The sequence below is a fragment of the Microbacterium sp. Root166 genome (assembly GCF_001427145.1).
Lineage (GTDB): Bacteria > Actinomycetota > Actinomycetes > Actinomycetales > Microbacteriaceae > Microbacterium.
In genome coordinates, this window is record NZ_LMGL01000001.1 from 1,289,355 (window position 1) to 1,313,004 (window position 23,650).

General features: G+C 67.8%; 19 protein-coding genes. 14 read left to right on the forward strand and 5 right to left on the reverse strand.

Annotated elements, in window-relative coordinates; all coding sequences use genetic code 11:
• The first annotated feature begins 42 nt into the window (after positions 1-42).
• Entirely contained in the window at positions 43-2,985 is a 2,943-nt protein-coding gene (locus ASD56_RS05855; RefSeq protein ID WP_157535778.1) for a hypothetical protein, read from the forward strand.
• A gap of 90 nt (positions 2,986-3,075) precedes the next feature.
• Complete coding sequence (locus ASD56_RS05860; RefSeq protein WP_235565532.1) at positions 3,076-4,098, forward strand: LacI family DNA-binding transcriptional regulator; 1,023 nt, start codon at positions 3,076-3,078, stop codon at positions 4,096-4,098.
• Between the two features lie 328 nt (positions 4,099-4,426).
• On the opposite strand, the gene ASD56_RS05865 is transcribed toward ASD56_RS05860, so the two are convergent.
• A complete protein-coding gene (locus ASD56_RS05865) occupies positions 4,427-5,686 on the reverse strand; it encodes an ABC transporter substrate-binding protein (RefSeq protein WP_055962373.1) in 1,260 nt (419 codons plus the stop codon).
• Positions 5,687-5,894: 208 nt separating this feature from the next.
• Here ASD56_RS05865 and ASD56_RS05870 point away from each other — a divergent pair, with 208 nt between their 5' ends.
• Together ASD56_RS05870 and ASD56_RS05875 are read left to right on the forward strand one after the other, a co-directional pair.
• Positions 5,895-7,175: an ROK family protein gene (locus ASD56_RS05870; protein ID WP_082541278.1), complete on the forward strand. Its 1,281-nt coding sequence runs from the start codon at positions 5,895-5,897 to the stop codon at positions 7,173-7,175.
• An 83-nt stretch (positions 7,176-7,258) separates the two neighbouring features.
• On the forward strand, positions 7,259-9,100 hold the full coding sequence (locus tag ASD56_RS05875; protein WP_055962380.1) for a glycoside hydrolase family 3 protein: 1,842 nt from the start codon (positions 7,259-7,261) through the stop codon (positions 9,098-9,100).
• 304 nt (positions 9,101-9,404) lie between these two features.
• Here the strand turns inward: ASD56_RS05875 and ASD56_RS05880 are convergent, their stop codons facing one another.
• Positions 9,405-10,586, reverse strand: coding sequence for a 4-hydroxybenzoate 3-monooxygenase (locus tag ASD56_RS05880; protein ID WP_055962383.1), 1,182 nt, complete (start codon positions 10,584-10,586; stop codon positions 9,405-9,407).
• An 84-nt stretch (positions 10,587-10,670) separates the two neighbouring features.
• Positions 10,671-11,423 (reverse strand): IclR family transcriptional regulator, encoded by a 753-nt coding sequence (locus tag ASD56_RS05885; RefSeq protein ID WP_055962386.1) that lies wholly within the window; start codon positions 11,421-11,423, stop codon positions 10,671-10,673.
• A gap of 121 nt (positions 11,424-11,544) precedes the next feature.
• Here ASD56_RS05885 and pcaH point away from each other — a divergent pair, with 121 nt between their 5' ends.
• Genes pcaH through ASD56_RS05925 form a run of 8 tightly spaced genes read left to right on the forward strand, consistent with a single transcriptional unit; the run spans position 11,545 to position 18,041 of the window.
• A complete protein-coding gene (gene pcaH / locus ASD56_RS05890; protein WP_055962390.1) occupies positions 11,545-12,366 on the forward strand; it encodes a protocatechuate 3,4-dioxygenase subunit beta in 822 nt (273 codons plus the stop codon).
• Positions 12,366-12,932 (forward strand): protocatechuate 3,4-dioxygenase subunit alpha, encoded by a 567-nt coding sequence (gene pcaG, locus ASD56_RS05895; protein WP_055962391.1) that lies wholly within the window; start codon positions 12,366-12,368, stop codon positions 12,930-12,932. The genes pcaH and pcaG overlap by 1 nt, the downstream gene beginning before the upstream one ends.
• Entirely contained in the window at positions 12,922-14,274 is a 1,353-nt protein-coding gene (locus ASD56_RS05900) for a lyase family protein (RefSeq protein ID WP_055962393.1), read from the forward strand. Before pcaG ends, ASD56_RS05900 begins: the two co-directional genes overlap by 11 nt.
• Positions 14,271-15,038, forward strand: a complete 768-nt coding sequence (locus ASD56_RS05905; RefSeq protein ID WP_055962395.1) for an alpha/beta fold hydrolase — start codon at positions 14,271-14,273, stop codon at positions 15,036-15,038. The genes ASD56_RS05900 and ASD56_RS05905 overlap by 4 nt, the downstream gene beginning before the upstream one ends.
• 4 nt (positions 15,039-15,042) lie before the next feature.
• Positions 15,043-15,447, forward strand: a complete 405-nt coding sequence (gene pcaC, locus ASD56_RS05910) for a 4-carboxymuconolactone decarboxylase (protein ID WP_055962398.1) — start codon at positions 15,043-15,045, stop codon at positions 15,445-15,447.
• A complete protein-coding gene (locus ASD56_RS05915) occupies positions 15,444-16,202 on the forward strand; it encodes a 3-oxoacid CoA-transferase subunit A (protein ID WP_055962401.1) in 759 nt (252 codons plus the stop codon). Before pcaC ends, ASD56_RS05915 begins: the two co-directional genes overlap by 4 nt.
• Positions 16,199-16,870, forward strand: a complete 672-nt coding sequence (locus ASD56_RS05920) for a 3-oxoacid CoA-transferase subunit B (protein WP_055962404.1) — start codon at positions 16,199-16,201, stop codon at positions 16,868-16,870. Before ASD56_RS05915 ends, ASD56_RS05920 begins: the two co-directional genes overlap by 4 nt.
• 1 nt (position 16,871) lies before the next feature.
• On the forward strand, positions 16,872-18,041 hold the full coding sequence (locus ASD56_RS05925; protein ID WP_055962405.1) for a thiolase family protein: 1,170 nt from the start codon (positions 16,872-16,874) through the stop codon (positions 18,039-18,041).
• Positions 18,042-18,053: 12 nt separating this feature from the next.
• On the opposite strand, the gene ASD56_RS05930 is transcribed toward ASD56_RS05925, so the two are convergent.
• Both ASD56_RS05930 and ASD56_RS05935 read right to left on the reverse strand, forming a co-directional pair.
• Positions 18,054-18,869, reverse strand: a complete 816-nt coding sequence (locus ASD56_RS05930; protein ID WP_327043461.1) for a TIM barrel protein — start codon at positions 18,867-18,869, stop codon at positions 18,054-18,056.
• Positions 18,870-19,018: 149 nt separating this feature from the next.
• Complete coding sequence (locus tag ASD56_RS05935) at positions 19,019-20,632, reverse strand: carboxylesterase/lipase family protein (RefSeq protein ID WP_162249506.1); 1,614 nt, start codon at positions 20,630-20,632, stop codon at positions 19,019-19,021.
• A 224-nt stretch (positions 20,633-20,856) separates the two neighbouring features.
• Here ASD56_RS05935 and ASD56_RS05940 point away from each other — a divergent pair, with 224 nt between their 5' ends.
• Complete coding sequence (locus tag ASD56_RS05940) at positions 20,857-22,158, forward strand: C-glycoside deglycosidase beta subunit domain-containing protein (RefSeq protein ID WP_055963744.1); 1,302 nt, start codon at positions 20,857-20,859, stop codon at positions 22,156-22,158.
• A gap of 13 nt (positions 22,159-22,171) precedes the next feature.
• Entirely contained in the window at positions 22,172-23,647 is a 1,476-nt protein-coding gene (locus tag ASD56_RS05945; RefSeq protein WP_055962414.1) for a C-glycoside deglycosidase beta subunit domain-containing protein, read from the forward strand.
• Positions 23,648-23,650 lie beyond the last annotated feature (3 nt).

The window sequence follows — 23,650 nt, forward strand, 5'->3', positions numbered from 1 at the left end:
CACGAACACGCAGGAATACCCAACCCCGAAGGAGTGGTAAGTATGTTCTCACGATCCCCTTTGCGCGCCACCAGCGTCTTGCTGGCCGGCGCCCTGATAGCCGGAGGCGGAGCTCTCGCCACCGTCGTGCCGGCCTCAGCCGCAACCGAAGTCGTCACCGTCGATTTCTCCGATTCGACGGGACCCGTGCACGGCGGTGCAGCGGGCTACCTCTATGGGCTGAGCGACCCCGACGTGCCCACCACTTCCGTCATCGCAGGTGCCGGAGTAAAGCACCTCACGCAGATGCCGGAGGGTGGTGAGCAGCATCCGAACGGCGGAGCCTTGACGGTTTCCGACACATTCTTCCGCGCTGGTGGAGAAGAGATCTACATCAACGTTCAGGACCAGTACCCGCAGTGGGGTTATGCCAACGCCGGCGTGCCCTCGAACACCTACCCCGGTCAGGCGGACTACCTCGAGAAGGTTCGCCACGTCGTCCAGAAGGTCGTGGACGCAGTTGAGCCCGAGCACTACGACCGGTACGTCATCACGCCCTTCAACGAACCGGACTGGATCTGGTACGGGAACTGGGGCAGCGCCACAATACGCGAGCAGTTCTTCGCCGACTGGGATGCCGCATACCGCCTGATCCAGGAGATCATGCCCGGCGTCCGCGTCGCCGCGACCGGCGAGGCGCAGTGGAACCAGACCCGCGTGCGAGACTTCCTCACGCACGCGAAGGCGAACAACACCCTTCCGCAGATCTTCACGTGGCATGAGCTCGACAACAACGACCTGCGTGACTGGCCGACCCACCTGGCGCAATACCGTCAGATTGAGGACGACCTCGGGATCGCAGATCTTCCGATCAACATCACCGAATACGGTGGCCGCCGCGACACTGGCGTCCCCGGGCGCATGATCCAGTGGCTCTCCACCTTTGAGGGCTCGAAAGTGGACGCTCAGATCGCCTACTGGACGTACTCGGGAAACCTTGACGACCATGTGGCGCAGACCAACGGCGGCAACGGCGCGTGGTGGCTCCTCAAGTGGTACGCCGACCTCACCGGAGAAACGGTCCGGCTCACCCCGCCCGCGATTCACCAGCCCAGCACGATCCAGGGGATCGCAGCGCTTGACGAGCAGAAGCAGGCAGCCACGGTGCTCGTCGGGGGAGGTGCGATCGATGTCGATCTCTCCTTCACAGGGCTCGACTCTGTGACCTTCGGCACCGAGGTCGATGTGCAGGTCAGCCGTACGACGTTCACGGGGCAGGAGGGCTTCGCAGAGCAGCCGCCGATCATTCTCACCCAGCGTGTCGAACTCGACGCGAACGGCGGCGGGAAGATCACCATTCCGAACAACTACGTGATGGACGCTTACCAGGTCGTCTTCACTCCGGCGGTCGAAGCAGCGCCCGAAGTCAACGCTCCGTGGAAGGTCCGCACAGAGGCGGAGTCGACGACTCTCGCGGGTGGCGCATCGATCACGACTCACAACGCGGACCAGCAGGCGACGTCCAATGGCCGGGACGTGCGGGGCTTCGGCAACGCCGCCGCGTCGTCGACCTGGACCGTGGAGGTTCCTGCCGACGGCAAGTATCTGCTCGGTGTGCACTACGGCACCCAGGAGAAGGTCGCCGGTGACACCCTCAACAACAAGGTGGGCCGTCACGCCCTGTTCCTGGACGGCGCGTTCTCCACGGTTGTGCAGTACTCCAGCACGCTCAACTATGTCTACAAGGGTCGCGTCGATGTCCCGGTCGAGTTGACCGCGGGGTCGCACACGTTCTCACTGCGTTCCAGCCAGAACGGGACCACCGCCCTGCCGGGAAGCAACATCGCCCTCGACAAGTTCGAACTGACGGATGCCTCGGCACCAGAAGCGGCTGAGTATCGGGGCACAGCTGCCCGGCTATCGGGTGACTGGGAGATCGAGCGTGGCGCCGGCGAGTACGGCGGCAGCGCGGTCCTCGGCGACGATGGCATCGCGGCGTTCTACCTCGGTGCGGCCGAGGACGGCTACTACGACGTCACGATCGATTACCGCACACCCGGCCCACAGGAGCTGGATGTCACTGTGAATGAGCGTCCGATCACGGGCGTGGCATCCGATGGCGCCGGACTCTGGTCGACGACGGCAACCATCCACTTCGCCAAGGGCGTGCAGGAGCTCGCGGTGAGCGGCGCCGGCGTGGGAGTGGAAGGAGTCAGCGTCGTCCGTAACCGTGCCGCAGACTCCAATGTGGCCGTCATCGAGGCCGAGTCCCCGGCTGTGCAGCGATCGGCGGGCATCACCGTCGAGACACCGGGCGCGGCCTATGGATCGAACGTGAACGGGCAGTTCGCCGGTTGGATTCAGGCAGGTCGTACGCTCACCATCCCCCGCCCAGCGGGAACGGAGGCGGGGCAGTACAACTTCCTCGTCAACTACGCGAACGCCCAGCGCCGTGTCGGTCATCCGTACAACACGGACGGGATCACCCGCACCGCAGATATCACGGAAACTGGCGGATCGACATCCGTCACGGGACAGTTCCGACACAACTACAGCTTCTACAGCTTCTGGTGGCAGAACGTTCCGATCGAGCTCGTGACGGATGACGGCGCCATCGTCGTCGGCAACCCCGCCGGCGATGCGCCGAACATCGACGCCTTCCAGCTTGCCAAGCTGGTCACCGCGATCGACACCACCTCTCGCAATCCCGTCCCCTCGCTGGATGTCAGCGCGGAAGCGAGCACGCGATGCGTCGCGGGCAAGGCGGTCGTCACCGTCAAGTCGACCAACGATGATGACATGCCCGTCTCGATGGCGGTCAGCTCGGCGTTCGGATCGAAGACGTTCGCGTCGGTTGCGGCGGGCAAGTCCGTCTCTAACGTGTTCACCACACGATTGGGGAGCGTCCTGGCCGGCGTGGCGACCGTGCAGGCGACGGCATCCGTCGGTGCTGAGCCGGTCACTGTCACCATCGAGGCGCCGTACGACGCGCGATCCTGCGGCTGACAAACAACCGAGCCGGGTGCTGCGTGATCGCAGCGCCCGGCTCGGGCCGCATCCGCTCAGCCAATCGGCCGCCATAAGAGGAAGACACAGTTGGATGAACTGATTGTGAGGGGTTCGCAGAGGCCGAACATCTATGACGTCGCCACACTGGCCGGCGTCTCGCACTCCACGGTGTCGCGCGTGCTCAATGACCAGCCGCATATCAGCGACTCGGCCCGGCAGCGGGTGCTGGATGCCATCGAACGGACCAACTTCATGCCGAGCTCAATTGCGAGGGCCCTAGCGACCCGACGCGCCGGTCGCATCGGCGTCGTCGTCGACACGTCCCTCCAATACGGCCCCGAAAGCACCATCCGTGCACTGGAGAGCGCCGCGCGCGTCGCCGGGTACGTCATCACTCCCTTTTCCGTGGGCGACGATGACGGTGGCCTCGGGATAACCGAAGGAGTGGGTGAACTCGACGCCGACGGCGTAGACGCGCTCTGTGTGATCGCCCCACGGGTGTCCTCCCTCGAGGCGCTGCGTCAGCGGCAGGCCGGTGTCCCCGTCCTCGTCATCCAGTCCGAGCCAGACGCCGACATGCACAGAGTGGCAGTGGACCAACGCGCCGGCGCGATGATGGCAATGAAGCACCTACTCGACCTCGGCCACCGGTCGATCGCGCACATCGCCGGCCCTCTCGACTGGTACGACGCGCGTGCCCGCGAAAGCGTGTGGCGTGATGCGCTGACCGCGGCGGGGGTGACCCCAGTCGGCACGCCAGTCGGCGACTGGTCCTCCGCGTCCGGCTACGAGTTCGGCCGGTCCCACGACTTCGGCGACGCCACTGCCATCTTTGCGGCCAACGATCAGATGGCGCTGGGAGCTATCCACGGGCTCAGAGACCGTGGACTTCGAGTACCAGTGGACGTCAGCGTCGTCGGCTTCGACGACCTGCCCGACTCCCGCCACTTCCTGCCGCCCCTCACCACCATCCGGCAGGACTTCACCGCGCTGGGCACCCTCGCGATGGCGTTGCTCGTCGCTGCCATCGAAGACGGAACCACACCCGACCGGAAGACAATCGCGCCCCAGCTGATCGTGCGCGAGTCCACCGCGGCTCCGCCTAAGTAGCCGACCCGGTAACGAATGCGCGGTCTCCCGCGTCGACGAGTCGACTAGGTCGTCGTTCCTTCAGGCGTGGCGACCTACTCCCAGGGATCAAATCCTTGCGGCGCAGGCAGATGCGTCGAACGACGTGCAGCATCCGCAATCCCGCGGAAGAAACCGGCGAAAGAAGCAGCGCGCCTCTGCGTAGCCTCGAAAGGTCGAGATCCGCCTGTCCGGAACCTGCTCGAAGGCCGATCCCTAGCCCGGCACTCGCCGCCAGATCGTTCGCACTCCCCTTCGACTCAGCCCAGGTCGTCGCGTGTACGCCGACCTGGGCTGGCTCAGGGGGTCTCTAGCGGTCCCAGGCTGCGTCCATGTCCGCAAGGACCTGTTCGGGAGCGACCTGCCCAGTCAGCAGACCTTGCACTCCGGTCGCGAGCGCGTCGAAGACCGCGGAGTTCGGCCACGTGGCGTTCGGCACCGTGGTGAAGGCGCCGTTCTTGAGAATGTTGGCCACTGGTGCATAGACGGTCTGCGACAGGTCCATGTCCTCGTAACCGACCGCTGGGAGGGCGTTGCTGAGTTCAGCGAACATTTCGGCTTGGGCAGGTTCAGCGACCCACTTGACGAACGCCTGTGCGGCCGCGTCATTACTGGCTGCCGCTGGCACCGATAGTGCGTATGAACTGCTTACCAGACCGAACGGATCCCCCGATTCGGTGGGGAACGGCTCGATAAGCCAGTTCGCGTCGGGGGCAGAAGTGAGCAGCTCGCCGATGGAGTTTCCCGGGATGAACGCGCCAAGCGCGATCTGCTGCTGCAGGTTGTTGGTGATGACGTCGAAACCTGCGCCCTCAGCTCCCTCTTGGAAGCATCCGCCGTCGTGGAGTGCGATGACGGTGTCAAGGGTTTCGCGCCAACCGTCGCTGTCGGAGAAGGTGACATCGCCGGCCTCACGCTGCGCATTCCAATCCGGCTCGTCTGCGTAGACAGCGCTCGCGGCGACAGTCATGGCAGCCAATCCCGTGTTGGGAGGCGCCGCGCCCGCGAGGACGATGAAGGACATGCCCATTTCGGACAGGTCTCCGCACTTGGCGATGAAGTCCTTCAGCGTCGTCGGGAACGGATCGACCCCGAGTGGCTGTAAGCCCGCCCCCGCCACCACGAGTCCGCTCACCGTGATGCCCATCGGAACGCCGTAGATATCGCCGTCGACCTCGAACAACGGCTCGCTGCCCGGCGCGACAAGGTCCCGCGCGGAGGCGTCGATGGGAGCAAGGAGGTCAGCCTCGACGAGAGGCACGATGCTGTTCTGCTCGCCCGAGCCGGCGGCAGTGAGCATCACATCCGGGGCGTTGCCCCCTCGCAGCTGTGTGAGGACCGTCTCGGCGTAGCTGTCATTGGGCAAAGCGTTGAGCTCAATGGTGACGTCCGGGTTCTCCTGCATATAGGCCTTCGCCAGTTCCTCGTAGGGGCTGACGCCCGAGTTGGCGACCGCGTAAGTGAACGCGAAGTTCTTGCTGTCCGCGGACGCGCCGCAACCTGCCAATGCAAGCCCGGCAAGGACGGGCACGGTAAGCGCCGCGACTGCGCGCGGCGAGTGGAGAGTCATGTGCTGTTGCCTCCTCAGACATCGTTGTCGTCGACCCTCGGTGGGATCGCAAATCAGAGCTTGTCATGGTAATGCGCGCCGCGCACATTAGTAAGGTCTATACAGTGCATTGATCGAGTTGCGGGCCGAGCCCTTCAGGTGCACTGAGGTCCGCAGGTGCAGCCGTAGAATTCGGTCGAGACCGATTACCCTAGCGATTGAGTACACCATGGAGCCCGCCGAGGAACCCTCGCGAGGCGTGGCCGGGGTTCCCGCGGACTTCGACTCCATGCCGACAGCTGTTCTGCTGGACCTTGTGCGCTCGGGCCGTGCCACAACGCGCCCCGAACTGGTGAATGCCAGCGGTGCGGGTAGGAAAGCCGTCGCCGAGCGAGTCGCTCACCTCGTGGACGTTGGCCTGCTAGAGGATACGGGTCTGGTTCCTTCCAGCGGCGGGCGACCCGTCCGCACGCTCGCCGTGAATCCGGGTGCTGGGCATGTGGTCGCCGCCATTGTCGGATCCACCGAGATCACGCTGGCGCGGACGGATCTCACGGGTCGGGTTATCGCTTCCGCGCACTGCTCGTGGCAGGTTGAGCGAGGTCCGCAAGAAACGATGCAGCGAGTCGCTGCGCTGCTCGATGAGACCTCGATACCCGTACGCGGCAGGGCGCCCTGGGCCATTGCCCTGGGATTGCCGGGCCCGGTCGAATTCTCGACCACGCGGCTCAGTGCTCCAGCGATCATGCCCGGCTGGGATGGGTTCAGTCCCAGAGCGTGGCTTCGCGAGCGTTACGACGCACCCGTGTGGGCCGACAACCACGTGCACGTGATGGCTCTCGGCGAATGGCACGAGCAACCGCAGCCACGACGCGACCTCCTCTTCATCGAGGTGGGCGTGGACGTGGGCGCCGGCCTCGTAGTCGACGGCCACGTTCTCCGAGGTGAGCGCGGCGGCGCTGGGGCCATCGGGCACATTCGAGTTTCGGCCGACGAGACGCGATGTCGCTGCGGAAAGACCGGCTGCCTCGAGGTCACGGCCGGCGGATGGGCGATACTGCTCAAAGCGGCGGAACGGGCCGCTGAGAGCCCGACCTTATCGCGCATGCTTCGGACTGGGCCGCTCACCCTAGAAGACATCGGCGTCGCGGCGAGGGAGGGCGATCCGGTCGTCGAGGAACTACTGCAGCGCGCCGCGGATGATGTCAGCGCGGTGGCCTCCAGCCTCGTCACCTTCATCAACCCCGGCGAGGTCGTGCTCGGCGGCGGCGTCCTCAATGCGGGCCCTCGATTCTTGAAGACCATGGACGCCGCCATCAAGGCGAACGGGCCCGAGTTGGTCACGGAGCGGCTCGTCGTGCGTCCCTCGTCTCTCAGCGACGGCTACGGCATCATTGGAGCCGCCCGGCTGGCCCTAGATTCCATCCTTACCCCGCCATCGCTGGCTCGATGGTTGCCGAGCCGGACGCCGCTCGCACATGGCGCCGAGCTGCAGCGCATCGTGCGTTAGCAACTTAGGTGCTTAGCGAACCTTAGCGGTGCTATGGTAGCGGCTGTCGATCGCGTCTCGTTGCGGCGACAGATGGGAAGACCATGGCGCTGGCTCATTCGGAAAGCAGCGACGGTACTCGCTACCGCGATTTGAACGGCAATGGCGTTATGGATCCGTACGAGGATCCCCGACTGAGCTCGGACGACCGAGCCGATGATCTGCTTGGCAGGCTTTCCCTGGAGGAGAAGGCCGGCCTGGTCTTCCAGACCGTCATCCACGTCGGCGCCCCTGGGGATCACGATGACCCCGGGCATGTGGGGACTGGAACTGCCCGAGAACTGGTCCTCGGCAAGCGGATGAATCACTTCAATGTGACCCGGCTGCCGTCCGCCCGGCAAACGGCACTCTGGGTGAACGCGCTGCAGGAACTCGCTGAGGGGACGCCGCACGGCATCCCGGTCACCCTCGCTTCGGACCCGCGTCACGGCTTCTCCCACAATGAGGGGATGGTTCAGCCGGCGGGTCACTTGTCGCAGTGGCCGGAAACACTCGGGTTGGCTGCCATCGGTGAGGTTGATCTGTTCGAGCGGTTCGCAGACGTCGCTCGGCGGGAGTACCGCGCGCTGGGCATCACCTCAGCGATCCACCCGCAGATCGACCTGGCGACCGACCCGCGCTGGGCGCGGCAGTTGCAGACTTTCGGTCAGGATCCGGCCCAGGTCAGCGCGTTCGTGGCGGCCTACCTTCGCGGCTTCCAAGGTCAAGACCTCTCCACCGGTGTGGCGTGCATCGCGAAGCACTTCCCCGGCGGCGGCGCACAAAAGGATGGCGAGGACCCGCACTTCCCGTACGGACGAGAGCAGGTCTACCCCGGCGGCCGATTCGACGAACATCTCGCCCCCTTCCGCGCAGCAATTTTCGCCGGCGTCGCCGCCGTCATGCCCTACTACGGCATGCCCGTCGGACTCACCGTTGATGGTGAACTGATCGACGAGGTTGGATTCGCGTTCAACCGCGCCATCATCACCGACCTGCTCCGGAGCCGCCTTCACTTCGATGGGGTCGTCGTCTCGGATTGGGCGATCATCAGCGACATCGAGGTGGCAGGAAAGCCGTGGCCCGCGAAGGCCTGGGGGGTCGAGCATCTCAGCATCCCGGAGCGCGTGACCCTAGCTCTCCAGTCCGGCGTCGACCAGATCGGCGGAGAAACCCTGACCGAAGTCGTCGTTGACCTGGTTCAGAACGGCACAATCGAGGAGGAGCACCTCAACCAGTCCGTTCGACGTATCCTCCTGGTGAAATTCCGACTCGGACTGTTCGATAATCCGTACGTCGAACCCGACACCGCGGACGCGGCCGTCGGAACCGTTGAGTATCGCCAAGAAGGCCACAACGCGCAGGCCCGGTCGATCACGATTCTCAAGAACGAGGGGATACTGCCTCTCCCTGAAGGAACCCGGCTCTACTGCGAGGGCATGAACGTTGACGACGTCAGACAGTATGGGGTCGAAGTCGTGGACAAGCCCGAGGATGCTGACGTCGCCGTCGTCCGACTCGCTGCGCCTTACGAACCGCGGGACATGTACTTTCTAGAAGCAGCAACTCACCAGGGCAGCCTCGACTTCGATCCAGAGGTGATCGCGCATCTCGCGGACCTGGCATCCCGTACCGCCGTTATCGCCGACATCCATCTCGAACGCGCGGCGATATTGACCCCGATAGCTCCGTCCACCAGCGCCCTCGTGGGCAACTACGGGGCGTCGGACCGCGCCCTCCTGGACGCCCTGTTCGGCCGCATTCAAGCCCAGGGAACGCTCCCCATGGAGCTACCCAGCTCCATGACCGAAGTCCTCGCGAGCTACCCCGATGTACCGTCGGACACCGGCAACCCGCTCTTCCCCGTCGGGCACAGTGTCCCGTACGCCACCGTGATGAGGACCTGACGCGGTCGCTCCGTCGTGATCTGTCCGGACCTGCCCCGCATCCATGGGCTCCTGGACGCCGGGCTCCGGGTGCCGGGCGACGTCACGATCCGCGGAACGACGCGGAAAGTCAACCTCTGCGCAGCCTCGAAATGTGATCCGAGAGGGGTTCGAATCCCATCGTCGCCGCCAGAAAACCCCTGATTCGTCAGGGGTTTTCTGGCGCGGACGCCTGGTGGGAAAGAAATGGGAAGAACCGTTCGCGGATCACGTCCAGGATTGCTGTCGCGCCCGCGACTGCTCACGTTGGGTATCTGTCGCATCGTCACTCCGGGAGCGGCCACCCTGTGTACGCCTCGGCGAGGAAGGTGCGACCGGCGTCGGATTCGACCACCGAGCGCAGCTCGCCCAGCTGACGACGCCGGTCGAAATCAGTGGCTCCGGGAGCGACGTGGAGCATGCTCGTCATCCACCACGAGAAGTGCTGGGCCTTCCAGATGCGGTGCGAGGCGGACTCGGCGAAGCCGTCGATGAGGCGCTCGTCGCCGTCGAGCAGGAGGGCGCGCAGCGCGCGGTCGAGAAGCACGACATCGGCGACGGCGAGGTTCATGCCCTTCGCGCCGGTGGGCGGCACGGTGTGCGCGGCGTCGCCGACGAGCACCGCGCGTCCGCGCCGCAGTTCGCGGGCGACGAAGCTGCGGAAGCGCAGCACGTCGCGCTGGAAGATGGGGCCCTCGGTGAGCGCCGTGCCGGGGACGCGGGCCTGGAGGGTGTCCCAGATCTGGGCCTCCGAGAGTGCATTCGGGTCGGCATCCGGTTCGCACTGGAAGTACATGCGCTGCACCGTGGCGCTGCGCTGGCTGATCAGGGCGAAGCCGTCGGGCGCGTTGCTGTAGATGAGCTCGTGCGCGCTGGGCGGCGCCTCGCACAGGATGCCGAACCAGGCGAACGGGTACTCGCGGAAGTAGCCGCCCGCAGAAGCGCCGCTCACCGCGCCGCGCACCACGCTGCGGGATCCGTCCGCGCCGACCACGAACTCGGCCTCGATGCGGAGGTCCTCTTCTTCGGCGGTGGTGGCGATCACCGTGGGGCGGTCGCCGTCGATCCCTTCCATCCCGACCGCCGTCGTGCCGAAACGCAGGTCCTGTCCCGCCGCGATGCGCGCCGCGATGAGGTCCTTGAGCGCTTCGTGCTGCGGGTACAGCCATACACTCCGGCCGACGAGACCTGGGAAGTCGATGCGGTGGCCGTGGCCGTCGAAGCGGAGCTCGATTCCGTCGTGCCGGCTGCCGTCCGTGAGCACGCGCGTCGAGGCGCCGGTCCTGGTCAGCACGTCGACCGTTCCCTGCTCGAGGATGCCGGCACGGATCGTGCTCTCGATCTCGGCGCGGGAGCGCTGGTCGATCACGACTGAGTCGATGCCGGCGTCCGCGAGGAGGTGCGAGAGCAACAGGCCGGCGGGTCCGGCGCCGACGATGGCGACGCGGGTGCGGACAGTGGTGGTCATGGCGTCTCCTTCGACGGGGCGGGACCATTGTCCTGTCGCGGTTCGCGCCGTTGACGGCCACTTCTCATTCAACGGGATTCCGCGTCAGCGGCGGAAGCCCAGGGCCCCCTCGATGCCGCGCGCGGCGGCGTGGAGCTCCGCGAGAGCCGGAGGCACCGGGTCATCGCGCCGCAGCACGCTCGACAGCGCCGCGATCACGGCGCCGGTCTCATCTCTCACGGGCACGGCGACGCCGGTGGACACCGCCTCGATGTAGCCGGGGGCGATCGAGTGCCCGAGGGAGCGCACCTCGGCGAGCTTGCGGCGCAGGGCCGCGGCATCCGTGATCGTCTCCACGGTGAGGGGGAGGAGAGGGCCGTGCAGGATGCGCTCCTGCAGGTCGTGCTCCCCATAGGCGAGCAGTACGAGCCCCGAGGACGAGGCGTGCAGAGGAAGCCTCCCGGCGACGCGCGTCACGTTCGACCCGGAGTGGGGGCCGCTCAGGCGCTCGAGGAAGAGCGCCTCGTCCTGCTCGAGGATCGCCAGCTGGGTGTGCTCGCGCACCCGGGCCTGCACCTGCTCCATGTACGGCAATGCCACCTGTCGCAGCCGGAGCGCCTGGGATGATCGGGTCGCGAGCTCCCACAAGCGCATTCCGACGCGGATGCGGCGCTCCTCGTCGCGCTCGAGCAGCCCCGCGTCCACCAACTCGCCGACGATTCGGTGCGCCGTGGACGGCGGCAGTCCCGCACGCCGCCCGATCTCGGCCGCGGTCTGCACGGTGCGTGTCGGGGTGAAGGTGTCGAGCACGCGCACGAGACGGCCGGTGACGGAGTCGCCCGACGTGGAGTTCGCCATGGCCTCATGGTCGCACAGCGCGCATCCGATTCCCATTGGATGGGAATCACCACCACGATCGGCCGACCGGAGCGCACGATGCTGTAAGACGTACCGCCCTCCTGTGTCGAAGGAGACACCCATGACCGACCCTCTCGCGCCCACCGCCGAGGCGCCGGAGTCCCTGCTCGCTTCGCCCGACCAGGTCGACCAGCACACGATCACCCGGGAGATCGAAGACTTCCACGCGAGCTATGCCGAGCGCGAGCGCTCCGGCGAGGCGCTTCCCGCGACGATGCACGACTTCCCGCCGTACCGTTCAAGCCTGCTGCGCCACCCTACGAAGAACCCGAAGCTCGTCGACCCCGAGACGATCGAGCTGTGGTCGCCCGCCTTCGGACAGCGCGATGTCGCCGCGATCGAGTCCGACCTCACGATCCAGCACGCCGGCGAGCCCCTGGGGGAGCGGATGACCGTGCGCGGGCGCCTGCTGGACTCGTGGGGCAAGCCGATCCCGAACCAGCTCGTCGAGCTGTGGCAGGCCAACTCCGCGGGCCGTTACATCCACCAGCGCGACCAACATCCCGCGCCTCTCGATCCGAACTTCACCGGTGCCGGGCGCGCGATCACGAACGATCAGGGCGAGTACCTCTTCACGACGATCAAGCCCGGACCGTACCCGTGGAAGAACCACGTGAACGCCTGGCGCCCCGCCCACATCCACTTCTCGGTCTTCGGCAACGGCTTCACCCAGCGGCTCGTCACCCAGATGTACTTCCCCGGCGACCCGCTGTTCCCGCTGGACCCGATCTACAACACGATCTGGCGGCAGCGTGACCGCGACAGCCTCCTCGGCGTGTACGACCACGACCTCACCTCGCCCGAGTGGTCGACCGGCTACCGCTTCGACATTGTCGTCGACGGCCCGGATGCGACCTGGTTCGAACCGGAGGAAGAGCACTGATGCCCGCGGACCGCCCACCGAAGACGCACCTGCCGACCCCCGGCCAGACCGTGGGCCCGTTCTTCGCCTACGGCGTGGAGTACGCCAAGATGCACGAGGTCGCCCACCCGCACTCGCCGGGCGCGATACTGCTCGACGGGGTCGTCCGCGACGGCGCGGGCAACCCGATCCCGGACGCCTTCATCGAGATCTTCGCGGCGGACGAGGACGGCTCCGTGCCCCGCGCACGCGGGGCGTTCCGTCGCGACGACCACACCTTCACCGGGTTCGGCCGCGCGTTCACGGACGACGAGGGTCACTACGAGTTCTGGACGCGGAATCCCGGCTCCGTCGACGGCGCCGCGCCCTTCTTCGCCGCGATCGTCTACGCCCGGGGCCTGCCGGACAAGCTGCACACCCGCATCTACCTCCCCGACGATGCAGGAGCGCTCGCCGCGGATCGGCTGCTCTCCTCGCTCGACGAGGACGACCGCGCTACCCTCGTCGCGACGCGCCTTCCCGGTGGTGGACTCCGCCACGACATCCGGCTGCAGGGCGAGAAGGAGACCGTGTTCCTTGTCTTCTGACCACCGCGAACCCTCCCTCGACGTCGGGCTGCTCTCGCCGGTCTCGGCCGGCCACGACGAAAGCGTCAGCGACGCGGCGATCCTCGACGCGCTCGTCACGGCGGAGGTCGCGCTGGTCCGGGGCCTGGCCCGCGTCGGCGCGCTCGACCCGGGTGCCGCCGAGCGGCTGTCGGCCGAGTACGGGTGGACGGACAGCGGATGCCGCGGCCACGGCCTCAGCGCGACGGACCTCGCCCTCGCCGCCGTCGACGGCGGGAACCCCGTGATCCCGCTCGTTGGTGCCCTGCGCGGACGCGGAGTCGAGCCCGACGCGATCCACCGCGGGGCCACCAGCCAGGACATCCTCGACACCGCACTCATGCTCGTCGCGCGCGAGGCGCTCGGCCGTGTCATCGCAGACCTCGACCGAGCCGCTCGTGCGCTGTCGGCGTTCGCCGACGAGCACGCCGGCGTCGTCACGGCGGGCCGCACGCTCACGCAGCACGCGGTGCCGACCACGGTCGGCGCTCGGGTGGCGGGCTGGGTTCGCGGCATCCGGAGAGCAGTGCACCGGCTGCGGGAGGCGCGCGACGCCCTGCCCGTTCAGCTCGGCGGCGCTGCCGGCACGCTCGCGGCGACCGTCGACGAATGGGGGACGGATGCCGCGGCCGCCCTGCCTTCTGCCTTCGCGGCCGAGCTGGGTCTGATGGCGCCGGATGCCCCCTGGCACACCGAGCGCTGGCCGGTGACCGAGCTGGGCGACGCCCTGGTCCAGGCCGTCGACGCCGTCGGCAAGGTCGCCGCGGATGTCGCCGTCCTCACGCGCCCCGAGATAGGCGAGCTGGCGGAAGGCCGTGGCGGCGGGTCGAGCGCCATGCCGCAGAAGCAGAACCCTGTGGCGTCGGCGCTGATCCGCTCCGCGGCCCTCCGCGCTCCGCAGCTCGCGGCGACGCTCCACCTCGCATCCGCGTTCGCCGTCGAAGAGCGACCGGACGGGGCATGGCACGCCGAGTGGCCGACCCTGCGCGAGCTGCTCCGGCTGGCGCTCGGATCCTCGGCGCAGGCCGCCGCGCTCGCCGAGGGTCTGGTCGTGGACCGCGCGGCGGTCGCGCGAAACCTCGCCCTGTCGGACGGGCGGATCGTGAGCGAGCGTCTCGCCCGGGTGCTCGTTCCCCGCATCGGGAAGGAGCGGTTCGCGGCCCTGATCGGCGAGGCCTCGACCGGGTCGCTGGCGGGCGCCCTGCGCGCACTGCCCGAAGCCGCCGACCTCGACGTCGACGCACTGCTCGACCCCGCCGGCTACACGGGGCTCGCCGAGCGCTTCGTCGGTGATGCCACAGCGCCGGACAGCGGGCGCGCATGACACCCGCGCTCACCCTGACCGATCCCGTCGGCCCCGACGGAGCGCCGCTGCTCGTGCTCGGGCCCTCGCTGGGCACCTCGACGATCTTGTGGGAGGCGGCGACGCCTGTCCTCTCGACCCGGTACCGGGTGACGGCCTGGGACCTTCCCGGCCACGGCGACTCCCCGGCCGGCGACGGCGGCTTCACCGTCGCCGACCTCGCCGACGCGGTCGCCGCCGCCGTCGACGAGCCGACCTTCCGCTACGCCGGCGTCTCGCTCGGCGGGGCGGCCGGGCTCGAGCTCGCGCTCCGGTATCCGCATCGCGTCGAGGCGGCGGTGATCGTCGCCTCGGGTGCGCAGCTCGGCGAGCCGGCAGCGTGGCACGAGCGCGCCGCACAGGTGCGGGCCGAGAGCACCTCGAGCCTGATCATCGCGTCGGCGCAGCGCTGGTTCGCCGAGGGGTCGGTGGCGCGGCATCCGGAACTGACCGGCCGCCTTCTGCACGCCCTGCAGTGCGCTGACGACGAGAGCTATGCCCGGTGCTGCGAGGCGCTCGCCGCGTACGACGTCCGCGCGAGACTGAACGACATCGCGACCCCGACGCTCGCGCTCTGGGGTGAGCACGACGCGGTGGCGCCCGAGGTCAAGGCGGTTGAGATCGCCGATGGCGTGCAGCGGGGCGAAGCGGCGATGGTCGCCGGTGCCGCGCACCTGCCGCCGGCCGAGCAGCCCGAGGCGGTCGCCGACGCGGTGCTGAGGTTCTTCGCGAGTGTGGAGGGATGAACGCATGACTCGACCCGATGGCGAGGGCCTCACCGACGAGCAGCGCTACGACCAGGGGATGGCCGTGCGCCGCGCGGTGCTGTCCGACGCCCACGTCGACCGCGCCGACGCCGCGACGACCGAGCTCACCGCGGACTGGCAGGACTTCATCACCCGTGTCGCGTGGGGAGACGTCTGGTCGCGGCCGGGCCTCGATCGCCGTGCCCGCTCGGTGGCGGTGATCACCGCGCTCATCGCGCACGGTCACCACGAAGAGCTCGAGATGCATCTGCGCGCCGCGGTGCGCAACGGGCTCACCGTCGACGAGATCCGCGAGGTCATCCTGCAGTCGGCGATCTACTGCGGCGTCCCGGCGGCGAACAGCGCCTTCCGCATCGCCGCCGCCGTGTTCGGCGAGGAGACCCCGTGATCGACAAGACGGTGACGGATGCCGCCGCCGCCGTCGCCGGCATCCCCGACGGAGCGACGGTCATGATCGGCGGATTCGGCCGGGCCGGGCAGCCTGTGGAGCTCATCGATGCGCTCATCGAGAGCGGTGCGACGGACCTCACGATCGTCAACAACAACGCGGGCAACGGCGACACCGGTCTGGCTGCGCTCCTCGCGAGGAGGCGGGTGCGCAGGATCGTCTGCTCGTTCCCGCGCCAGCACGACTCCTGGGTCTTCGACGGTCTCTACCGGGCCGGCGAGATCGAACTCGAGATCGTGCCGCAGGGAAACCTCGCCGAGCGCATCCGTGCGGCAGGCTCCGGGATCGGTGCCTTCTTCTCGCCCACCGGGGTGGGGACCGAGCTCGCCGACGGCAAGGAGGAGCGCACGATCGACGGACGCCGCTACGTCCTCGAGTACCCCATCCGCGCGGACTTCGCGCTGATCTCGGCGCTCAAGAGCGACCGCTGGGGCAACCTCGTCTACCGCGAGACCGCGCGCAACTTCGGCCCGATCATGGCGACCGCGGCCACGACCACCGTGGTGCAGGTCGACGAGGTCGTCCCGCTCGGCTCCCTCGATCCCGAGAGCGTCGTCACTCCCGGGATCTTCGTCGACCGCGTCGTCGCCGTCGGTCCGCGTGCCTGGCTCCGCGACGGCGGGTTCGTCGGGGGAGTGGACGTCGAAGGACGCCCGGCGGCCGCCCCGGTCGCCACCGTGGAGGAGAACCAGTGAGCACCCGGATCAGCCGCGACGACCTCGCCCGCCGGATCGCCGCCGACATCGCCGAGGGGTCGTACGTCAACCTCGGCATCGGAGCGCCCACCATGGTCGCGAACTTCCTGCCCGACGACCTCGAGATCATCCTCCACACCGAGAACGGACTGCTCGGCATGGGCGGCGCCCCCTATCCCGGCAGCATCGATCCCGACCTCATCAACGCCGGCAAGCAGCCGGTGACCGCGCTGGCGGGCGCCGCGTACTTCCATCACGCCGACTCGTTCGCGATGATGCGCGGCGGGCACCTCGATGTGTGCGTGCTCGGAGCCTTCCAGGTCTCGCAGACCGGAGACCTCGCGAACTGGTCGACGGGCGCGGCCGGCGCGATCCCCGCCGTCGGCGGGGCGATGGACCTGGCGATCGGCGCCAAGCAGGTCTTCGTCATGACCGACCTGCTCACCAAGACCGGCGAGTCCAAGCTCGTCGCCGCCTGCACCTACCCGCTCACCGGGGTCGGCTGCGTCACCCGGGTCTACACCGACCACGCCGTCTTCGACGTGGACGGCGGCCGGTTCGCCGTGCGCGAGACGTTCGGCGACAACACGCTCTCCTCGCTCGCCGAGCTGACGGGCCTCGACCTCATCGATAGGACGGATGCCGCGGCATCCGTCGCCGGAGACTGACATGCCTGCCGCCTACATCTACGACGCCGTCCGCACGCCCTTCGGACGGGCGGGCGGAGCGCTCGCCGGCACGCGGCCGGACGACCTCGCCGCCGTCGTCATGAAGGCCGTGGTCGAGCGCTCCGGTATCGACCCCGGCCGCATCGACGACGTGATCTTCGGCGATGCCAACCAGGCCGGCGAGGACAACCGCAACGTCGCCCGCTTCGGCGCGCTGCTCGCGGGGTTTCCGACCACCGTGCCCGGAGCGACGGTCAACCGCCTCTGCGGCTCGTCGGTGGAGGCGGTGATCCAGGGGTCGCGCGCCATCGAGACGGGTGACGCCGAGGTCGTGCTCACCGGCGGCGTCGAGTCGATGAGCCGCGCGCCCTACGTGGTCGAGAAGTCGCCCCGGCCCTGGCCGGCGGTGGGCAACCAGACGCTGTGGAACACGGCGATCGGATGGCGGATGACGAACCCGGCGCTGCCCGCGCCGTGGACGATCTCCAACGGCGAGTCTGCCGAGAAGCTCGCAAGCATCTACGGCATCTCGCGCGAGGCACAGGACGCGTTCGCGCTGCGCAGCCACCGGCTCGCCGGTGACGCCTGGGCAGCCGGCGCCTACGACGACGAGATCGTGCAGGTGCCGGGCGCCCCGCTGGAGCGGGACGAGGGCATCCGTGACGACACGACGCTCGAGAGGCTCGGCGGGCTCAGGGCCCTGTTCGCTGCCGACGGGACCGTCACTGCGGGCAACTCGTCTCCGATCAACGACGGGGCGTCCGCCGTCCTTCTCGGTGCCGAGGGCGCGGTCGACGCGGAGCCGCTCGCCCGCATCACCGGCCGGGGCGTCTTCGGCAACGATCCCGACGTGTTCGGCGTCGCACCGGTCGAGGCGGCGAACCGCGCCCTGGCGCGCGCCGGCCGGACGTGGGCCGACGTCGACGTGGTCGAGCTCAACGAGGCCTTCGCATCACAGTCGCTCGCGTGCCTCGCCGGATGGCCCGACCTCGACCCCGAGCGCGTGAACATCCACGGCGGGGCCATCGCCATCGGTCATCCGCTCGGCGCTTCCGGCGGGCGCATCATCGGCCACGCCGCGCACGAACTGAGGCGCCGCGGCGGGGGAGTCGCGGTCGCGGCGCTCTGCATCGGCGTCGGCCAGGGGTTGGCGGTCGTGCTCGAGAGGTAGCGGTGTACCGCGTCATGCGCGAGATGCCAGCTCACGAATATATTGAATCGCTTCGGCTGAAGATGTTTGGGGCACCGGCTCGAGGCCGATCGGCCCGTCGTAACCGGTGGCACGCAAGACAGTGAAGAATGCGGGCCAATCGATCTCACCCGTTCCAGGCTCGCCGCGCCCCGGTGCGTCTGCGATCTGCACGTACTGGATGAGTTCACCAGCGTTGGTGAGCTCGACCTCGGGATTCTCGCCCTCCGTGACCGAGTGGTAGAGGTCGTAGAGGACGCCGAATGAAGGTGAGTCCACTCCGCGAGCCACATATACGGCGTCGGCCGTGCGATCCAGAAGCATGCCGGGATGATCGACGCGGCCGTTGACCGCCTCCAGGACGAGCGTGATTCCTGAGCCGCTGATCTGGGTCGTTGCCTTTCGGAAGATCTCGACCAGCTCATCCAGCTGCGTCCGTCGCCTCGAGCCTCCAAACCCTGTGCCGCCACTGACGACGAGACGCGGGCACTCGAGCGTTTGCGCGATCCGAACTCCCTCGTCGAGCTTCCGATAGAACTCTGAATGGTCCTTCGGTGGAAGCATGAAGTGGGTTCGCGGTTCAGCAGTCTGCAGGGTCAGCTGCGTGTTCGTCTCCTCCAGCGCTGTCTTCAGGGCGGCTATGTCCTTCGGGACCGAAGGGAAGTCCGCGCCGGTGGGACCCCACATCTCCACAGCCGTGAACCCGGCGTCGGCGGCGGCGCGCACGCGGTCGTGGTAGTCGCCCGCCTCTGTGAATAGAAGTTCTATGTTGGCAGCAAGTTGGTACACGAGGCCGTTTCCTGTCTGCACGGGGATCGTCAGGGCTGTCCCTGTTGCGAGTCGAACTTCGGACTTGGCGAAAGCATGATGCAGCGGGTCTCCGCAAGACGATTCGCTGCAAACGGGCTCCGCCCAGAATCGGTCGCGCGCCGGACCTGTTGAGGTCCGGCGGACCTCGCTTATCGCTGGGTCGCCCAGAATCCGCAGTTGTGGTCGTCCGCGAAGGTGCGGAACACCTCATCCCCTCCGGACTGCAGGCGCAGCACGGGGTGATCGAGTGACGTGACCGGCGCCCAGGGTGATCCCAGCGTGCCAGTCTCGGCGAACTCACCCCAATACAGCTTCATCCGCGTCGCGAGCTCGTTCTCCGTCGCGGTGAGCGGGCGTTCCACATCGGAGTATGCGAACAGGTACGCCAGGTCCGCCGAGTGCGCACTCGCCATGTCTAGTCCGGCGATACTCATGCCCTGGTTCGTGGGTGACGTCGGGTCGTCGAACTCGTACTCATAGACCGGGACTTGTGTGGCCGCGAGCTCCGCGAACTCGTACGAACGGCACCCGAAACCACTGTCGGTATCGATGGCCGCCAGGGCATACGCGGGCTTCTCGAAGTCGGAGGCCGGGTACTGGGCGAGGATGGCATCCGCCCGCGGCCCGTGGAACTGTCGCACCTTAGCCTCGTACTGCTCGACAGTCATCGACCCGGCATCCGGGCCCACGCTGAAGTAGATGCCCTGCTTGCCCTCGTATCGCGTGGAGCCGAGGAGCAGCGGTACCTTGTGCCAATCGCCGGCGGCGATGGCCTCGAGCGGCGATGTCGGAACCGCCGGCACCCCGTGCACCGGAGTGAAGCGTCCATTGACCCGCATCAGTGCGCCGACGTCGAGTCCGCGCAGGCAATCCATCCGGTCGGCTGGCGACGTGCACCCGAGGGAGGCTGCTGCCGCGCCGCCGCGGACAACGGCGGTCGAGGCGGCGCTGGATGCGGGGAACGTGCATGGACCGCTCTGCAAGATGGCCCTATCGAACAGGCCTTCGGTCAGCGGCGACACGAGAAGGCTGCAGATCGACATCGCACCCGCTGACTGCCCGTCGAGGGTGACGGAGCCCGGGTCGCCGCCGAAGGCGGAGATGTTCCTGCTCACCCACGTGAGCGCGGCAGCCTGGTCGAGGATGCCGAAGTTGCCGACGGCTTCGCCCATCTGCTCGACTGCGAGGAATCCGAGCGCCCCGAGTCGGTAGTTCACGGACACCACGACGGACTGGGTCAGCCGGGCCAACTCAGAACCGTCGAACTCACCGCCGCTGCCCCCACCGAATCCCCCGCCGTGAATCCAGACGATGACGGGCAGCCGGTGCCCGGGTGCAGCGCGCCCGGGACCGTAGACGTCGAGGTACAGGCAGTCTTCGCTCGTGACCTGGCCACTCGACACGTCTCCCATCCCGCCTTGGAGACACGCGGGAGACGCTGTCGTGGCGTCCCGCACCCCCCGCCACTTGGCGGGCTCGCTGGGGGCGGCGAACCGAAGCTCGCCCACCGGCGGTGCCGCGAAGGGAATGCCGCGGAACGACTGCACGCCGTTCGCCTGCACCCCGCGGAGGTTCCCCTGCTCCACGTGCACGACGCGCGACTTCGAAGATGACCCCCCGACGGCCCCGGTCGCAGGCGCCGCGGTCAGCCCACTGACGACGATCACGATCGCGGCCACCATCGCGACGGCGAGCGCAGCGACCCGGGCTCGGTGAACCGCTCGTTCGGAAGCGCCATTTGGCGCGAGATGCCAATGCGACACATCAACTCCTTTGTTGAGTAGTGAAGATATGAGGTCGCCCGCGCGACCCACTCCGAGCATTAAGTCATATACCGACTCACTTAAGCAAGAAATAGTCGAAAGGCTTCACTAACAAGGAGCGCGCCCTTCCTTATGCGCCTATCAGGAATCCTTATGCATAAACCTGACTGAAGTTGCTAGCCTCGAAGAGCGCGATGCCGCGCCTGATCAGAGAGCGAGCACCGATGCTTCTCGAGCGAGACCTCATCCAATCTGTCGGATTTCGGAACGTCCGCGAGGGCGACGAGATCCGCGGATTCCAGTTCCGCGTTCGGATGCCCTCCTACCGCGGCATGGCCGCCTCCCTCATCGACGGCATCGGCGTGCGCATCCCGGGCCTGGTCGATGTCGCCCCCGATGTGCCGACGTGGACACTGCAGGGGCAGACGTACACCCTCGCCGAGCTGTGGGAGAGCGACGGGGTGCGCTGGCAGCTGGAGGAGGCGGCCGTCGTGACCGTTCCCCTTCCCGGGGGTCTGCCGGACGGCATCCACGAACTGTCGATCGACCTGCGCCTGCGCATGTCCTACATCCCGCAGGAGCACCAGCCGAGCCGGTACGAGATCGCGAAGCACGTCACGCTCACACCGGAGGCCGCTGGCCGGCCGTTCAGCTACGGCGTCTCGCTGTACAGCTACATGGGCGATTACGGCACGGTCATGGACCTCGAGACAGCACTGCGCTCGATCGCCGACCTCGGGGCGACGGGGGTTGAGATCCTCGGCGAAGGCCACATCCCGAACTACCCCGAGCCTGCGCAGGAGTGGGTCGACGAGTGGTTCCGGCTGCTCGGCGTGTACGGGCTCGAGCCGACGAACTACGGCTCGTGGATCGATACCCGGCTCCACTCCAGCGGAGCGAACGGCCGCGACATGACCGCCGACGAGGGCGCGGCCGCCCTCCAGCGCGACCTGCGCCTTGCCAAGCGCCTCGGCTTCCGCTTCGTCCGACCCAAGATCGGGGTGGTCTCGGGCGACCTGGTCCCGCATCCGATCTGGACCGAGGTCGTCGAGCGATCCCTCTCGCTCGCCGAGGAGCTGGACGTCGTGATCTGCCCGGAGATCCACTCTCCGACCCCCATCAAGCACGAGGTCGTCGATGATTACATCGAGCTGATCCGCCGCACCGGCACGAAGCACTTCGGGCTCCTGCTGGACACGGGCATCTTCCAGGACCGCCCGATCCCGTTGGCTCCCGGCGAGCTCCCCGGCCGCCGGCCGGCCTTCCTCGACGGCATCGGGGTCGACCCGGCCGACGTCTTCGACATCATCGACCACGTCGTCTTCATCCAGGCGAAGTTCCACGACATCGACGACTCGCTCGAGGACCAGCAGATCCCCTGGGAGCCCGTCCTGCGTGCGCTGAAGGAGGCAGGCTACACCGGCTACCTTTCCAGCGAGTACGAGGGGGAGCGGATCCCCTGGCGCTCGATCGAGCAGGTCCGCCGCCAGCACTCGCTCATGCGCCAGGTCGCCGACCGGCTCTGAACAGGAGACAGCCATGCCCAACGGACTCATCCACGACGACAGCCTCCGCCTGCACCCGGACGGACTCGCACTGCGCTTGACGCTGCCGTGGTACCGCAGCCTCTGGCTGTCGTCGGTCACGAGCCTCGACCTCACCGTCGACGGCGAGCCCGTGCCGCAGGGCGATCTGACGTTCGTACTCGGTGATCGCGAGTACACGCTCGACGAGCTGCCCGAGCAGAGCGAGACCCTCTGGTACCTGCAGGAGCACCCGCTCCTGGTCGTCCGTCGCGACCGCGGCGTCGCTCTCGGCGAGCGGCACAACGTCACCCTCGCCGGGCAGTTGCGTCTGCCGTACATGCAGATCGCGCCCGGCGAGAACGGTGCTCCCGGCATGTATGTGCCGAACTTCGTGCGCGACCAGCTCACGTTGACCGTGAGGGATGCCGATGCCCCCGCGCCGGCGCTGGTGACGGACGTGCCGCCACCCCCGCCGGCGATCGACGCCGATCCCTTCCAGCTCGGGCTGACGCTCTATTCGGCGAGTGCGGAGTTCCGCGCCGGCTGGTTCGACTTCGACGGTCTGCTGGACCGGGTCGCCGAGCTGGGCATCGGACCGGGGATCGAGATCGTGGCATCCCAGATGGTGCCCACCTACCCGGTGGTGTCCGAGGAGTTCGTGCGCAGCTGGCGGGCCGCGTTCGACAGGCACGGCTTCGCCGCCAGCTCCTTCGGCGCGAACCTCGACATGGGGCGCCGCCGCGACCGCGACATGACGCCGGACGAGGAGTTCGAGTTCAGCGAGCTCATGCTCCAGGGGGCGAAGAAGCTCGGCTTCCCGCTGGTGCGGATCCAGAGCGCGAAGTCTGAGCTGCTGCGGCGCCTCCTGCCGATCGCCGAGGAGCTCGAGCTGCAGCTCGCGTACGAGATCCACGCGCCGCTGGGCCCCAACGCGGAGCCCATCCTCAAGGTGCGCGAGACGTACGCCGAGCTGAACTCCCCGCTCCTCGGCTTCGTCGCCGACTTCTCGTCGACCATGCACGCGATGTCGCCCACGCTGCTGCGTGCGGTCCGTCGTGCCGGGCTCGACGACGAGGCGCTCGGGCGTCTCCAGGAGATCTGGGCGACGGATGCCACGATGCGAGAGCGCCAGGAGGAGTTCATCGGCTATCTGCGGGGACGCGATTTCGATCCGGCACGACTGGGATCGTTCGCGCACCTCGCCTTCAACATGCACGGTCATGTCGACCCGCGGGAGTGGGCCGACATCATGCCGCAGATCATGCACGTGCACGCGAAGTTCTACGACATCGACGAGCACGGGCAGGAGCCCGCGATCGACTACCCGGAACACGTCCGCGTCTTCGTCGAAGGGGGATACCGCGGCTACTGGTCGAGCGAGTGGGAGGGGCACGCCTTCGCCGAGCTGGGCGAGGTCGACCCGCTACTCCTGGTGCGCAGGCAGCACGACCTCATCCGTCAGGCGATGCGAGAGCTGCAGCCGTCCTGAGGT

Bases quoted from the DNA above. Each gene is read 5' to 3' on its own strand.
- ASD56_RS05855 (WP_157535778.1), top strand. From the start codon at position 43: ATGTTCTCACGATCCCCTTTGCGCGCCACCAGCGTCTTGCTGGCCGGC.
- ASD56_RS05865 (WP_055962373.1), bottom strand. From the start codon at position 5,686: ATGACTCTCCACTCGCCGCGCGCAGTCGCGGCGCTTACCGTGCCCGTC.
- ASD56_RS05870 (WP_082541278.1), top strand. From the start codon at position 5,895: ATGGAGCCCGCCGAGGAACCCTCGCGAGGCGTGGCCGGGGTTCCCGCG.
- ASD56_RS05875 (WP_055962380.1), top strand. From the start codon at position 7,259: ATGGCGCTGGCTCATTCGGAAAGCAGCGACGGTACTCGCTACCGCGAT.
- ASD56_RS05880 (WP_055962383.1), bottom strand. From the start codon at position 10,586: ATGACCACCACTGTCCGCACCCGCGTCGCCATCGTCGGCGCCGGACCC.
- ASD56_RS05885 (WP_055962386.1), bottom strand. From the start codon at position 11,423: ATGGCGAACTCCACGTCGGGCGACTCCGTCACCGGCCGTCTCGTGCGC.
- pcaH (WP_055962390.1), top strand. From the start codon at position 11,545: ATGACCGACCCTCTCGCGCCCACCGCCGAGGCGCCGGAGTCCCTGCTC.
- pcaG (WP_055962391.1), top strand. From the start codon at position 12,366: ATGCCCGCGGACCGCCCACCGAAGACGCACCTGCCGACCCCCGGCCAG.
- ASD56_RS05905 (WP_055962395.1), top strand. From the start codon at position 14,271: ATGACACCCGCGCTCACCCTGACCGATCCCGTCGGCCCCGACGGAGCG.
- pcaC (WP_055962398.1), top strand. From the start codon at position 15,043: ATGACTCGACCCGATGGCGAGGGCCTCACCGACGAGCAGCGCTACGAC.
- ASD56_RS05925 (WP_055962405.1), top strand. From the start codon at position 16,872: ATGCCTGCCGCCTACATCTACGACGCCGTCCGCACGCCCTTCGGACGG.
- ASD56_RS05940 (WP_055963744.1), top strand. From the start codon at position 20,857: ATGCTTCTCGAGCGAGACCTCATCCAATCTGTCGGATTTCGGAACGTC.
- ASD56_RS05945 (WP_055962414.1), top strand. From the start codon at position 22,172: ATGCCCAACGGACTCATCCACGACGACAGCCTCCGCCTGCACCCGGAC.